The following is a 14,324-nucleotide window of genomic DNA, read 5'->3' on the forward strand; positions in this document are numbered from 1 at the left end:
GGAGATGGTGATGCCTGGTGACAACGTGACGATTACGGGAGATTTGATCACGCCCATCGCCATGGAGAAGGAGCTGCGTTTCGCGATTCGTGAGGGCGGCCGCACCGTGGGTGCCGGAGTGGTGAGCGAAATAATCGAATAGCGGCGAAGGAGTTTAGGGTGAGAATCATTATAACGCTTGCATGCGCAGAATGCAAAAGAAGGAACTATACGACGACAAAGAACAAGCGTACGACGCCTGATAAGTTGGAATTCAGCAAGTACTGCAGATTTTGTCAGAAGCATACGCTCCACAAGGAAACCAAGTAGCTGCTTTCGACACTGAAGGCAGCGTGCACTTAGACTGTCAACCAAGGATGCAGGCCAGTAGCTCTAACGGTAGAGCGTCGGACTCCAAATCCGGGTGTTGGGGGTTCGAATCCCTCCTGGCCTGCCACCCTTTTCCAGGAACCCTGGGAGGCTGGTGCCGACAATGACGCCGCCAACGGCAAGGGCTGGAAAATCGGCACCGGGGACACCGGGGATGATTGAAGCTGTTCGGAGGGGCGCCACGTTCCTTATTTATATATAAGCGATTTTCCTCTCTAGGAGAAAAATGGGACGGATACAGAAGAAAAAAACAACCGCAGCCAAAAAAAAGGGCCCGCAGAACAAGGCGGAAACCAGGGATCTGCAACAGCAGAACAGCGCGCCGCCGGCCAAGAAAACGAAGGTTGTTTCCCTGAAAAAACCTTCACCCGCTGCCAAGGCTCCGGCGGTAAATACAAAAAAGAGTTTCATCGATAAAAGCCTTCAGTTTCTCAGGGAAGTGCGGGTGGAACTGAAAAAGGTGACCTGGCCTTCAAGGAAGCAGACCATCGGTTCCACGGTCGTGGTGATCATTCTGGTCGTGATCATTTCTATCTTTCTGGGCATAGTTGATTTTGGCCTTTCGAATTTGATCCGGGCAGTCCTTCAGTAGACCTTAAGGAGCATAAAGTGGTTCACAAATGGTATATCGTCCATGTTTATTCAGGATTTGAGAACAAGGTAAAATCCGCGCTCGAGGAGCGGATCGCTTCTTCTCCCCATCCCGACAAGTTCGGGGAGGTGCTGGTGCCGACCGAGGAGATCGTCGAGCTGGTCAAGGGCAAACGCCGTACCTCTTCCCGCAAGTTTTACCCGGGATACATCCTGATTAAAATGTTTCTGGACGATGAGACCTGGCACATCGTCAACGACACATCCAAGGTCAGTGGATTTTTGGGGGGCAGGGAAAAGCCGACGCCCATTTCCGACGAAGAGGCCGACCAGATCATCAACCGCATGGAGGCCGGCAAAGAAAAACCCCAGCCTAAATATTATTTCGAGGCGGGTGACGATATTCGTGTCATCGACGGACCGTTTACCAATTTCAACGGCACCGTGGAAGAAGTCAATCCGGAAAAAGGTAAAATAAAGGTCCTTGTGAGTATCTTCGGGCGTTCCACCCCAGTAGAACTTGAATTCGTGCAGGTACAGAAAATATAGGAGTGAGATAAAAAAATGGCTAAAAAGGTAATGGCTCAGATTAAACTTCAGGTTGAAGCCGGCAAGGCCAACCCGTCCCCACCCATCGGACCGGCTCTGGGACAGCACGGTGTCAATATAATGGATTTCTGCAAGGCGTTCAATGCGAGAACGGCCAATGAGGACGGAATGATCATACCGGTGGTGATTACCGTATTTCAGGACAGAACCTTCAAATTTATCACCAAGACGCCGCCGGCAGCCGTCCTCCTCAAAAAGGCGGCCAAGGTCGCCAAGGGTGCCGGTGACCCCAAACGCGACCGTGTGGGAAAAGTGACGCGGACCCAGGTAGAGGAGATCGCCAAGCTGAAAATGGTCGACTTGAACGCCAACGATCTGGATGCGGCCTGCAAGATCATTGCCGGCACCGCCAGAAGCATGGGGATAGACGTCGAACGATAATCTTGTAAACAGGGAGTGAGTAAATAAAATGCCGAAGCGTGGTAAAAAATACCTAGAGGTCATTAAGCGTCTAGGGCAGGAAAAACAAAGCGTCAGCGACGCGGTCCAGGTGGCAATCGATTCGTCTTTTGCCAAGTTCGACGAAACCGTGGATGTGGCGGTTCGTCTCGGTGTCGATCCCAGGCACGCAGACCAGATGGTCCGGGGGTCGGTTGTGTTGCCGAATGGCATTGGAAAGGAAGTCAAAGTTCTGGTGTTCGCCAAAGGCGAAAAGGAATCGGAGGCCCAGGAAGCCGGTGCCGACTTCGTGGGCAACGACGAACTGATCGAAAAGATCAAGGGTGGCTGGTTCGGTTTCGACAAGACCGTGGCGACCCCCGACATCATGGGTTCCGTGGGAAAGATCGGCAAGCTTCTCGGTCCGCGCGGGCTGATGCCCAACGCTAAAACGGGCACGGTCACCTTCGACGTGGCCCGGGCCGTCAACGAACTCAAAGCGGGCAAAATAGATTTCCGTGTCGAAAAAGCGGGCATCGTGCACGCGCCCATGGGCAAGGTGAGCTTCGGCGCCGAGAAAATTATGCAGAATGTGGCCGCCTTCCTGGACACCATCATGCGCCTGAAACCGACATCCAGCAAAGGCACCTACCTGAAAACAATGGCAATTTCCACGACGATGGGCCCCGGGATCAAAATCGACACATCTTCGATAAAGGACCTCGCCAAATAGCAGCCTCGAATTTGAACGCGGCTGCTCACAGCGTTCGGGAAACGATCGGTCCGGAATCAACGTCGGTGCAACATACAGACAAACGGAAGAGCTGGAAATAAATCGCAACCAAGAAAAAAAACCTGTCGAAGACCGCAGGTGTGCCCCAGGGGCGCCTAAAAGGATTTAGCCTGCCTGCCGAGATAGTTTATTGGATCATGATCTTCGGGTGAACGGCCACGGATCCGCTTCCCATGGATCGACAATAATTGTCTCCTCCGGTTTTTTTCAATCATCAGGGAAGGAGGTGTTAGTCAGCTTGAATTTAGAAGACAAAAAAAGAATTGCCGCGGATCTGCGGGAACGGTTCGAAAAGTCCAAGATCATCATCGTGACGGACTACAAGGGCCTCAACGTGACCAGCATCAACGCATTGCGGCGCAAATTGCGCGAGGCGGAAGTCGAGTTCAAGGTGGTCAAGAATTCTCTGCTCATCAGGGCCGCCGAGGAAACGGATGTGGATTTGATCAAAGCGCATTTCAAGGGACCCAGTGCGGTCGCCATCAGCTACGAAGACCCCGTGGCTCCAGCCAAGGTGCTGACGGAGTTCGCGGTTGAATTCAAGGCGCTGGAGATCAAAGGCGGTGTCATGGGGGACAAGGTGCTCGACCTGAGCGCCATAAAGGCCCTCGCGGACCTACCGTCCCGCGAAGTGTTGCTTGGGCAGGTTTTGTCCGCCATGAACGGTGTTCCCACCGCTCTGGTGCGCGCGTTGAACGACAACGTCGCCAAGCTCATGAATGTCCTGACGGCAATCAAAGACCAGAAAGAAGCTGCTTAATAGGCAAAATAAAATTAAAATCATATAGTTATCTATACTGGAGGAAAAAGAAAAATGGCCGAGATTACGAAAGAAGATGTCATTGAATTTATTGCTAACATGTCTGTGCTGGATCTCTCCGAACTCGTCAAGGAGTTGGAAGAGAAATTCGGTGTTTCCGCGGCGGCTCCGGTCGCCATGATGGCGGCCGCTCCGGGCGACGCCGGTGCCGGTGCAGCGGCGGAAGAGAAGACCGAGTTCGATGTGATCCTGACCTCTCCGGGCGACAAGAAGATCCAGGTGATCAAGGAAGTTCGGGCCATCACCGGCCTTGGCCTTAAAGACGCCAAGGCGCTCGTCGACGAAGCCCCCAAACCGATAAAAGAGGGCATCGCCAAAGAGGAAGCAGAAAAGGTTGCCGCGCAGCTCGAGGAAGCAGGCGCTCAGGTCGAGTTGAAATAAGACTGCCGGTCAACAATCCGACAGGCCTGTGGAACCGCCAGCGTCCGGCTTATGAAAGCAGGCGGGCGGTTCCACAGGCGTCGTTGTCATTTGGACAGTTTGTAAATTCCAAAATAACCCGGGCTCCGGCACAAACAATGTCAAATGGTTCAGTACCGAAATTATCAAAAGACAAGCGCCCACCTGTTAACGACAAGACTCGCCTGTTTTGAACCGGGATTGCGCGTGTACTCCCTGAAGTCGGTTTCAGGGTAGGCGGGCAAAACAGACCCATTCCCTGGGGGGTGTGATCAATAGTGAAAATCCGGTGCTTTCGATCTTTTCGGGGTTGGGCCGTTTAGAATTTGAAATTTAGCGTCGTTTAAAAAAAACAGTTTTCACATCGGGAGCTTTCAACGAACCAACCGCTGTGAAAGCGACACAAGCAATTGGAGATGCCATGTCGAAAAGACCTTCGGCTGTCAAGCGTATCAGGAAAAATTTTGGCAAGATTCGTAAGATCGTGGAAATTCCCGACCTCATCGGTATGCAGCGAGAGTCGTTCACCCGTTTTCTACAGATGGATGTCCCGCCGGAAAACCGGCAGGAGGTCGGGTTGCAGGCGGTATTCAAATCCGTGTTCCCCATCAAGGATTTCACAGGCAGCGCTTCGCTGGAGTTCGTTTCTTATCGATTTGCCGAAATCAAGCACAGTGAGGAAGAGTGCGTCCAGCGGGGGATGACGTACGAACTTCCGGTCCGCATTACGGTGCGTCTCGTGGTATACGAGATCGACAAGGAAACGGGCGTATCCAACATACGCGACATCAAGGAGCAGGAAATCTATTTCGGCACCATTCCCCTGATGACGGAAAAGGGCACCTTCATCATCAACGGTACCGAGCGTGTCGTCGTCAGCCAGCTGCACCGGTCTTCCGGCGTTTTTTTCGACCACGACAAAGGCAAGACCCATTCCAGCGGCAAAATCGTCTACAGCTCCAGGATCATTCCGGTCAGAGGATCCTGGATCGACATGGAGATCGACCCCAAGGACATCGTCTACATCCGCATCGACCGGCGGCGGAAGTTTCCCATAACGATATTGTTCAAGTCGTTCGGCTACTCGACCGAGGACATCCTTGCATACTTTTACCGGATGGACAGGATCGTCGTCAAGGGCGGTCAGGCTTTCAAGGTATTTGATCCCGAACTCCTCAAGGGGCAGCGGGCCAGCATGGACGTCAAGGATCCGGAAACGGGCGAGGTCGCAGTAAAAAAGGGCCGCATGTTTACCAAACGCGCCCTCAAACAGCTGAGTGCCGGCTCGCTGGAGTTGATCCCGGTTGGGGCCGAAGAACTGGAAGACAGGGTTTCCGCCCGCACCATCGTGGACCCCGAGAGCGGTGACGTAATCGTACCCGCCAACGGCATCGTCGGTGAGGAGGTATTTGAACGCCTCCAGGCTGCGGGCATCGGCGCTTTCGACCTTTTGCACATCGACGGTGTGTTCAGCAGCGATTCCATCCATAAGACCCTGATCCTGGACAAGGTCGAAAAGAAGGAAGAAGCCCTGGTTGAGATTTACCGGCGCCTCAGGCCCGGCAACCCGGCCACCCCCGACGTGGCCCAGGATTTTGTGGACCATCTCTTTTTCAAGTCCTCCTACTACGATCTTTCCAGTGTGGGCAGGCTGAAGCTCAACCTGAGGCTGGGCGTGGACACGCCGGTTCAGCTGCGGACATTGAGAAGGGAGGACATCCTCCTGACGGCCAAGACACTGCTGCTCCTCAGGGACACCCAGGGGGTCGTGGATGACATCGACCACCTCGGCAACCGCCGCGTCCGGGCCGTGGGAGAACTTCTGGAAAACCAGTACCGCATCGGATTGGTGCGGATGGAGCGTGCCATCAAGGAGCGTATGAGCCTGCAGGAGGTCGATGCCCTGATGCCGCACGACCTGGTCAACCCGAAGCCCGTGTCGGCCGTGGTCAAGGAATTTTTCGGCACCAGCCAGCTGAGCCAGTTCATGGATCAGACCAACCCCCTGTCGGAGACCACCCACAAGCGGCGACTGAGCGCCCTGGGACCCGGCGGCCTCACACGCGAACGGGCCGGGTTCGAGGTGCGGGACGTACATCCCTCCCACTACGGCAGAATCTGTCCCATCGAAACGCCGGAAGGGCCGAACATCGGTCTCATCGTCTCGCTGAGCACGTATGCCAGGGTAAACGATTACGGCTTCATCGAAACCCCGTACAGGGTGGTGGAGAATGCCAGGGTATCCAAGGACGTCAAATTCTTGAGCGCCTTCGAGGAGAAGGATCACCCGATCGCCCAGGCCAATGCCCCCATCGATGAAGAAGGGGAATACCTCAATCAACTGGTTACCTCCCGTGTGGAGGGCGAGTTCATGATGGTGGATCGGGAAAAGATCGAGCTGATGGACATTTCGCCCAATCAGCTGGTGAGTGTGAGCGCTTCGCTGATACCGTTTTTGGAAAACGACGACGCCAACAGGGCGTTGATGGGCTCCAACATGCAGCGGCAGGCGGTGCCGCTGATTACCAGCGACGCCCCCCTGGTGGGGACCGGCATCGAAGGCGTGGTGGCCAGGGACTCCGGGGTCACCATTGTGGCTCACCGCGACGGCGAGGTGGTGGACGTGGATGCCTCGCGCATTGTCCTGCGCCACGAGCAGACGGACGGTGAGTTCGAAAAGCCCGTCACCATTTACAACCTTTCCAAATTCATCCGTTCCAACCAGAACACCTGTTTCAACCACAGACCCACTGTCAGGAAGGGGCAGATGGTCAAGGCCGGTGAAATCATCGCCGACGGGCCCGCCACGGACAAGGGGGAACTGGCGCTGGGAAAAAATGTCACCGTGGCATTCATGCCCTGGGGCGGGTACAACTTCGAAGACTCCATTCTGGTGAGCGAACGTCTGGTGCGCGACGGCATATACACCTCCGTGCACATCGAAGAGTTCGAGGTCGTGTCCAGGGACACGAAGCTCGGCAAGGAGGAGATCACCCGCGACATCCCCAACGTCGGAGAGGAAGCGCTCAGGAACCTCGACGAGAGCGGCATCATTCGTCTGGGCGCCGAGGTCACCCAGGGCGACATTCTGGTGGGTAAAATTACGCCCAAGGGAGAGACCCAGCTTTCACCCGAAGAGAAACTGCTGCGCGCCATTTTCGGTGAAAAGGCCGGCGATGTGAAAGACACCTCGCTGAGGGTGCCGCCGGGTGTGGACGGGACGGTAATCGACGCCAAGGTTTTTTCGCGCCGGGGAACGGAAAAGGATGAGCGCACCCAGGAAATAGAGAACCTGGAAATTTCTTCCATGGAAAAGGATCGCGACGACAAGTTGGCCGTCACGAAGCAGATCATTCTCGAGCGCCTCGAAAAGGTCCTGATCGGACAGACCCTGACCGCGCCGTTGAAAAAAAACAAGAAGGTTCTTATCCCCAAGGGAAAGAAAATCGACAAGGACATGCTGGATGCCGTTTCCATCGCCCAGATCGAGGGGATGGTGCTGAGCGACGAAGCCCTTACGGAAGCGGTTCACGATCTTCTGGAGGTGTACCGCAGCGAGTGCGACAGGGTCAGGGCGGAGTTCGAGCAGACCATTGCCCGTTATGAAAAGGGGGATGAACTGCCTCCCGGCGTCATCAAGATGGTCAAGGTGTACGTGGCCATGAAACGCAAGCTTTCCGTAGGCGATAAAATGGCCGGGCGCCACGGCAACAAGGGCGTGGTTTCCAGGATACTTCCCGTGGAGGACATGCCCTATTTCGAGGACGGCAACCCGGTGGACATGGTGCTCAACCCGCTGGGCGTTCCCTCGCGTATGAACGTGGGCCAGATCCTGGAGATTCACCTCGGCAGAGCCGCCAAGGGCCTGGGGGATCAGTTGAACCGCATGCTTGAGGAACAAAAGCTCGACGACATTCGCGACAAGATGAAGCGCATATTCCAGAACGCCGCCGATTTGGAGGTCATCGAGAGCCTCGACGACGAGGAGCTTTTGGAATTCGCCGACAATTACCGCAACGGCGTGCACATGGCCACACCCGTGTTCGATGGGGCCAAGGAGGACGAGATCAAGGCCCTTCTCACGGAGGCCGGACTTTCGGCGACCGCCCAGACATCCTTGTACGACGGCCACACGGGCGAGGCTTTCAAAGAGAAGATCACCGTGGGCACCATGTACATGCTCAAACTGCATCATCTGGTCGACGACAAGATCCATGCACGCTCCATCGGCCCCTATTCGCTGGTGACGCAGCAGCCCCTGGGCGGAAAGGCCCAGTTCGGCGGCCAGCGCCTCGGTGAAATGGAGGTGTGGGCGATGGAAGCGTACGGTGCGGCCCACGCGCTGCAGGAGTTTCTGACCGTCAAATCGGACGACATGGCCGGCAGGACCCGCATGTACGAGAAGATCGTCAAGGGGCAGAACGTCCTCGAACCGGGCATACCCGAGTCCTTCAAGGTTCTGACCAAGGAGCTGCAGAGCCTGGGCCTGGATGTGAACCTGATAGAAGAATAAGAGCCGTTTTACGTTTTAGGTGTTACGTTTTAAGTGAGCATTTGGTGAATGGCAACGGGAAAGTCGACCAGTTGAAAACAGAGTTTTTTGGAGCCTTGCTCATCCAAAGACCGCCTAACACCTAAAACGTAAAACGAATTCAAAGGGACATAAAAACCTTAAAAAAGGTAGATATACATGGAGACATTATACGATTTCTTCGCAAAACCCAAGGATCCAAAACTGTATCAGGGTGTCAGGATATCGCTGGCATCGTCGGAACAGATTCGGCAGTGGTCTAATGGAGAAATAAAAAAGCCTGAAACGATCAACTACCGGACGTTCAAGCCCGAGAGGGACGGGCTTTTCTGCGCCAAAATTTTCGGGCCCACCAAGGATTACGAGTGCAACTGCGGCAAGTACAAGCGCATGAAGCACAGGGGGGTCATCTGTGAGAAGTGCGGTGTGGAAGTGATCCAGTCCAAGGTGCGACGCGAGCGCATGGCGCACATCGAACTGGCAACCCCTGTCTCGCATATATGGTTCCTGAAAAGCCTTCCCAGCAAGATAGGCAACCTGCTGGACCTGACCTTGAAGAGCATGGAAAAGGTGCTCTACTTCGATTGCTATATCGTCACCGACCCCAAAGACACGGGCCTGAGCAAATGCCAGCTGCTGACCGATGAAAAGTACCGCGAGGCGCGGGAAATTTATGGGGACGGTTTCGAGGCCGGCATCGGCGCGGAGGCCGTCAAGGAGCTCCTGGAGGAGATCAATCTCGATGAGCTCTACGACCAGTTGAGGGAAGATATCCGGGCGACCAACTCCATTGCCAAACGCCAGAAACTCTCTAAGCGGCTCAAGATTGTGGACGCTTTCCGCAAATCGGGCGTGAACCCCGCTTGGATGATCATGGATGTCATCCCGGTTCTGCCGCCGGATCTTCGACCGCTGGTGCCGCTGGAGGGCGGGCGTTTTGCCACGTCGGACCTCAACGATCTTTACCGGCGCGTCATAAACCGCAACAACCGTCTGAAACGGCTTGTGGATCTGAAAGCGCCCGACATCATCGTGCGCAACGAAAAGCGCATGCTGCAGGAGTCGGTGGACGTGCTGTTCGACAACGGGCGCCACGGCAGGGTGATCACGGGTACGAACAAGCGGCCGCTCAAGTCCCTGAGCGACACCCTCAAGGGCAAGCAGGGCCGTTTCCGCCAGAATCTTTTGGGGAAACGCGTGGACTATTCCGGCCGTACGGTTATCTCCGTGGGCCCGGACCTGCGTCTGCACCAGTGCGGTCTGCCCAAAAAGATGGGGCTCGAGCTGTTCAAACCGTTCGTTTATTACCGGCTGGAGCAAAAAGGCCTGGTGTCCACCGTCAAGAGCGCTAAAAAGATGGTGGAGCGGGAAACGCCGGAGGTCTGGGACACCCTCGACGAAGTCGTCAAGGAGTACCCGGTCATGCTCAACCGGGCCCCAACCCTGCACCGGCTCGGCATTCAGGCTTTCGAGCCCATTCTGATCGAGGGCAAGGCCATTCAGCTGCACCCCCTGGTCTGTACGGCGTTCAATGCCGACTTCGACGGTGACCAGATGGCCGTGCACGTGCCGCTCTCGGTGGAATCCCAGATCGAGGCGCGGGTGCTCATGCTTTCCAGCAACAACATTCTTTCGCCCGCCAACGGCAGTCCGATCATCGTTCCCAGCCAGGATATCGTCCTGGGGATCTACTACATGACCCGCGCTGTGGACGGCCTCAAGGGCGAGGGGCAGCTTTTTGCAAACCCGGAGGAGGTTCGCTCCGCCTACGACTCGCGGTCCATCGACCTGCACGCCAGAATCACCGTCCGGATCAACAACGAGCGCGTGGAGACCACCGTGGGCCGCATCCTGCTCTGGGAGAGCATGCCGCGGGAGGAGATTCTGAAAATCAGGCACATCATGGTCTCCAGCGAGGATGCAGCCAGGGCGGTCACCGAAAGGCTGAACGCCGGTGAATCGTTCACCACGCTCGTCAAGGAATACTCGGAAAGTCCGGACAGGGAACTGGACGGCAGGATCGGACGGCTGAAGAAGGAAGAGGTAAAGAACATCTTCAAAATCGAGGCCAAGGACGCCGACGAAATTTTCGAGCTGAAGGCAGGAACATGGAGCCGCATCATCATGGGCGACGACCTTTCCTACCACATTTTCATGGTTACCGACCGCAAACCGGAAATTTCCTTCGACAACGTCAACAAGGTGATGGACAAAAACGCGCTCAGGGGGCTGGTGGACTACGCCTATCGCAACCTGGGACCCAAGGCGACCGTCATTCTGGCGGACCGGTTGAAGGATATCGGCTACAAGTATTCGACCAAGGGCGGTTTGTCCATTTCCATAGACGCCATGATCATCCCCCAGAAAAAGTGGGACATTCTCAACGACGCTGAAAAACGGGTTTCGGAAATTGGAAGGCAGTACACCGAAGGGCTGATCACCCAGGGTGAAAAGTACAACAAGGTGGTGGACATCTGGGCCAAGGCCACGGATGACGTCGCCAATGAAATGATGGATTCCATGCGGATTCGACCGGTGCTGGACGGGGACGGGCAGCCTGTCTTGACTGAAGACGGCAGGCAGATCCAGCAGGAGAGCCTGAACCCCATATACATGATGGCCGACTCGGGAGCCAGAGGCAGTAAAGATCAGATGCGCCAGCTTGCCGGTATGCGCGGCCTGATGGCAAAACCCTCCGGAGAAATTATCGAAACGCCGATTACGGCGAACTTTCGCGAGGGACTCACCGTGTTGCAGTACTTCATATCCACCCACGGTGCCCGAAAGGGTCTGGCGGACACGGCGCTGAAGACAGCCAACTCCGGATACCTGACCCGACGGTTGGCCGATGTTGCCCAGGACTGCAGCATTGTCGAGGATGACTGCGGCACCATGATGGGCGTGGAGGTCGAACCGCTGATGGAGGGTGGCGAAGTGATCCAGCGCCTCTCTGAAAGGGTGCTCGGCCGTACGGCCATGGAGGACATTGTCGATCCGTTTACCGACGAAGTGCTGGTCAAGGCCAACGAAGAGATCGACGAGGTGGCAGTGGAACGGATCGAAGATGCCGGCATCTCAAGCGCGCGCATCCGCTCGGTGCTGACCTGCAAATCCCGGTACGGTGTCTGCGCCTCCTGCTACGGCAGGGACCTTTCGCACGGTAAAATAGTCGAGAGAGGCCAGGCAGTAGGCATTCTGGCGGCCCAATCCATCGGCGAGCCCGGAACACAGCTGACCATGCGTACCTTCCACATCGGCGGCACCGCAAGCCGGCGCGTCGAACAGGCGGATATCCGTGCACGCATCGGCGGCAAGGTGAAATTCGACGATCTGAACGTCGTTCAGAACGCCGAGGGGCACTATGTGGTAATGAATCGCAGGGGCGGAGAATTCGCCATAGTGGGCGATAAGGGACGCGAGCACGAACGCTTTCCGGTTATCTACGGTGCACACATCAACGTTCGGGACGGCCAGGCCATCGAGCCCGGTGAACTTCTGGCCTCGTGGGACCCTTTCACCACGCCGATCATCACGGAGGTGGACGGGGTCGTAAAATTCGGCGACCTCATTCCCGGCAAGACCATGCAGGAGAAGGTCGACCCGGTTACCGGCAAATCGAGCCGGACCGTCATCGAATCGAAAAGCGGCGAGGAGCGGCCCCGGATTTCCATCAAGGATGAGAAGGGCAGGACGGCCAGTCTGCCGACCTCCTCCGGAAACGCAAGGTATATTCTGCCTGTCGGAGCCATCCTGATGGTGGAGGAGGGGGACGTTGTCAAGGCCGGCGACGTGCTTTCCAAACTGCCCAGGGCGACCACCAAGACCAAGGACATCACGGGTGGTCTGCCGCGGGTCGCCGAACTGTTCGAGGTGCGCAAACCCAAAGAGATATCCGTTTTGAGTGAAATCGATGGTTATGTATCGATCTCCAAGGGGACCAAAAAGGGGAAACAGAAAATTACGGTAACCCCCATGGACGTGGGCGAGAAGAAGGAGTACCTGATTCCCCGAGGTAAGCACATCAACGTTTACGAAGGGGATTACGTGCGCGCCGGCGAGCAGTTGATCGGTGGTGCATCCGTGCCGCAGGACATTCTCAACATCAAGGGCGAGGTGGCTTTGGCCCGCTACCTGGTTGACGAGGTTCAGGAGGTCTACCGCCTCCAGGGCGTACGCATTAACGACAAGCACATCGAGGTGATCGTCAGGCAAATGATGCGGCGGGTAAAGGTGCGCGAGGTGGGTGACACCGATTTCATTCTCGAAGAGCAGGTCGACAAGACCGTCTTCGAAGAGACCAACATGGCGATGATCGAAAAGGGCGGCAAACCCGCTGTGGCCGAACCGTTGATCCTGGGCATCACCAAGGCTTCGCTGAGTACGGAAAGCTTCATCTCCGCGGCTTCCTTCCAGGAAACCACCAAGGTGCTGACGGAAGCGAGCATCCATGGAGCGGTCGACCATCTGCGCGGGCTGAAGGAAAATGTGATCATGGGTCGTATCATTCCCGCCGGCACAGGGCTCTATGCCTATCGTATGGCCGAAATCGAGACCAATTGACATGCGAAATAATGGCAATTAAATTATATAAATCTCTTGACAGACACTGATAAAATGTATACATAAATGCTTTTGTGCGAACCCGCTAAAAGCTTTCATTGCCAGCTGAAAAACGTATAATATCCAGAATGAAATGAGGAAGGTATGCCGACGATCAACCAGTTAGTCAGAAAAGGCCGGAAACGGATCAATAAGAAGACAAATACACCGGCGCTCAAAGGGGCACCCCAGAAGAGAGGCGTGTGCACGCGCGTTTACACATCCACGCCGAAGAAGCCCAACTCGGCTCTGCGTAAGGTTGCCAGGGTCCGCTTGACCACGGGAATCGAGGTGACCGCCTACATACCGGGTATCGGCCACAATCTTCAGGAGCACTCGGTTGTGCTCGTCCGTGGAGGGCGTGTGAAGGACCTTCCCGGCGTGCGTTACCACATCGTCCGGGGTACACTGGATACGCTGGGTGTAGACGATCGTCGTGCCGGGCGTTCCAAATACGGGGCCAAAAAGCCCAAATAGCGTTTGCAAGCCGAACATGAAAAGGGGTGTCGGAGCCCTTCAACCGATAACAGCAAAAAGTATGTGGTGTGAGATATGCCGAGAAGAAGAGAAGTTCCAGAACGTGTCATTATCCCCGATTTGAAACATGACAGCAAACTGGTTTCCAAATTCGTCGCCTGCATCATGCGGGACGGGAAAAAAAGTGTAGCCGAATCGATCCTGTACGGAGCCTTCGATCTCATGGAAGAGCGGACCGGCAAGCCGGCTCTCAAGACCTTCGAACAGGCCGTGGACAACGTAAGGCCCCTCATCGAGGTAAAATCACGGCGGGTGGGAGGCTCAACCTATCAGGTCCCGACGGAAATCAGGCCGTCCAGACGTACGGCGCTGGCGCTGCGCTGGATCATCAGCTATGCCAGGACCCGGTCGGAAAAGGGGATGGCCAACAAGCTGGCCGGGGAATTCCTGGATGCGGCCAACAACCGGGGCGCTTCCGTAAAGAAAAAGGAAGACACGCACAAGATGGCGGAAGCCAACAAGGCGTTTGCCCACTACCGCTGGTAAAAGGCCTGGTCTGTAACCATTAGCTTTCACAGCATTACAAGTAGAAAGGCCGCGGAGCCGATCATCAAATTTAACGGGAGGATGAGAAGATGGCAAAGGAAAAGTTTGAGCGTACCAAGCCGCACGTGAATGTTGGGACGATAGGCCACATTGACCATGGCAAGACGACGCTGACGGCGGCGATCACGAAGCATTCCGGTTTGAAGGGCATG

General features: G+C 55.7%; 13 protein-coding genes and 1 tRNA gene. All 14 read left to right on the forward strand.

Translation table 11 applies throughout. The annotated features are described in order from the left end of the window. A partial coding sequence (tuf, locus tag LJE94_18245) for an elongation factor Tu (GenBank protein MCG6912039.1) occupies positions 1-142 on the forward strand: 142 nt, incomplete at its 5' end. Between the two features lie 17 nt (positions 143-159). Then, positions 160-309: a 50S ribosomal protein L33 gene (gene rpmG, locus LJE94_18250; protein MCG6912040.1), complete on the forward strand. Its 150-nt coding sequence runs from the start codon at positions 160-162 to the stop codon at positions 307-309. 51 nt (positions 310-360) lie between these two features. After that, a tRNA-Trp gene (locus LJE94_18255) sits at positions 361-436 on the forward strand. Positions 437-595: 159 nt separating this feature from the next. Continuing rightward, entirely contained in the window at positions 596-961 is a 366-nt protein-coding gene (gene secE, locus LJE94_18260; GenBank protein ID MCG6912041.1) for a preprotein translocase subunit SecE, read from the forward strand. A gap of 17 nt (positions 962-978) precedes the next feature. Next, positions 979-1,509: a transcription termination/antitermination protein NusG gene (gene nusG / locus LJE94_18265; GenBank protein MCG6912042.1), complete on the forward strand. Its 531-nt coding sequence runs from the start codon at positions 979-981 to the stop codon at positions 1,507-1,509. 15 nt (positions 1,510-1,524) lie between these two features. Continuing rightward, entirely contained in the window at positions 1,525-1,950 is a 426-nt protein-coding gene (gene rplK / locus LJE94_18270; GenBank protein ID MCG6912043.1) for a 50S ribosomal protein L11, read from the forward strand. Between the two features lie 28 nt (positions 1,951-1,978). Then, positions 1,979-2,680 (forward strand): 50S ribosomal protein L1, encoded by a 702-nt coding sequence (gene rplA / locus LJE94_18275; GenBank protein MCG6912044.1) that lies wholly within the window; start codon positions 1,979-1,981, stop codon positions 2,678-2,680. A gap of 298 nt (positions 2,681-2,978) precedes the next feature. Then, complete coding sequence (rplJ, locus tag LJE94_18280; protein ID MCG6912045.1) at positions 2,979-3,500, forward strand: 50S ribosomal protein L10; 522 nt, start codon at positions 2,979-2,981, stop codon at positions 3,498-3,500. A 54-nt stretch (positions 3,501-3,554) separates the two neighbouring features. Further along, complete coding sequence (gene rplL, locus LJE94_18285; GenBank protein MCG6912046.1) at positions 3,555-3,941, forward strand: 50S ribosomal protein L7/L12; 387 nt, start codon at positions 3,555-3,557, stop codon at positions 3,939-3,941. Between the two features lie 439 nt (positions 3,942-4,380). Then, entirely contained in the window at positions 4,381-8,472 is a 4,092-nt protein-coding gene (gene rpoB, locus LJE94_18290; GenBank protein MCG6912047.1) for a DNA-directed RNA polymerase subunit beta, read from the forward strand. A 177-nt stretch (positions 8,473-8,649) separates the two neighbouring features. Continuing rightward, positions 8,650-13,050 carry a DNA-directed RNA polymerase subunit beta' gene (rpoC, locus tag LJE94_18295; GenBank protein ID MCG6912048.1) on the forward strand — a complete coding sequence of 1,467 codons (4,401 nt, stop codon included), beginning with the start codon at positions 8,650-8,652 and terminating at the stop codon, positions 13,048-13,050. Positions 13,051-13,194: 144 nt separating this feature from the next. Continuing rightward, positions 13,195-13,566, forward strand: a complete 372-nt coding sequence (rpsL, locus tag LJE94_18300) for a 30S ribosomal protein S12 (GenBank protein ID MCG6912049.1) — start codon at positions 13,195-13,197, stop codon at positions 13,564-13,566. A 75-nt stretch (positions 13,567-13,641) separates the two neighbouring features. Then, positions 13,642-14,112 (forward strand): 30S ribosomal protein S7, encoded by a 471-nt coding sequence (gene rpsG, locus LJE94_18305; GenBank protein MCG6912050.1) that lies wholly within the window; start codon positions 13,642-13,644, stop codon positions 14,110-14,112. Between the two features lie 89 nt (positions 14,113-14,201). Further along, on the forward strand, positions 14,202-14,324 hold a 123-nt coding region (gene tuf / locus LJE94_18310; protein MCG6912051.1), incomplete at its 3' end, for an elongation factor Tu.

It is taken from the genome of Deltaproteobacteria bacterium (genome assembly GCA_022340465.1).
Taxonomy (GTDB): domain Bacteria; phylum Desulfobacterota; class Desulfobacteria; order Desulfobacterales; family B30-G6; genus JAJDNW01.

Coding starts and splice junctions, on each gene's coding strand:
- rplL (MCG6912046.1), top strand. CDS start 3,555: ATGGCCGAGATTACGAAAGAAGATGTCATTGAATTTATTGCTAACATG.
- rplK (MCG6912043.1), top strand. CDS start 1,525: ATGGCTAAAAAGGTAATGGCTCAGATTAAACTTCAGGTTGAAGCCGGC.
- secE (MCG6912041.1), top strand. CDS start 596: ATGGGACGGATACAGAAGAAAAAAACAACCGCAGCCAAAAAAAAGGGC.
- rpoC (MCG6912048.1), top strand. CDS start 8,650: ATGGAGACATTATACGATTTCTTCGCAAAACCCAAGGATCCAAAACTG.
- rpsG (MCG6912050.1), top strand. CDS start 13,642: ATGCCGAGAAGAAGAGAAGTTCCAGAACGTGTCATTATCCCCGATTTG.
- rpsL (MCG6912049.1), top strand. CDS start 13,195: ATGCCGACGATCAACCAGTTAGTCAGAAAAGGCCGGAAACGGATCAAT.
- rplA (MCG6912044.1), top strand. CDS start 1,979: ATGCCGAAGCGTGGTAAAAAATACCTAGAGGTCATTAAGCGTCTAGGG.
- rpoB (MCG6912047.1), top strand. CDS start 4,381: ATGTCGAAAAGACCTTCGGCTGTCAAGCGTATCAGGAAAAATTTTGGC.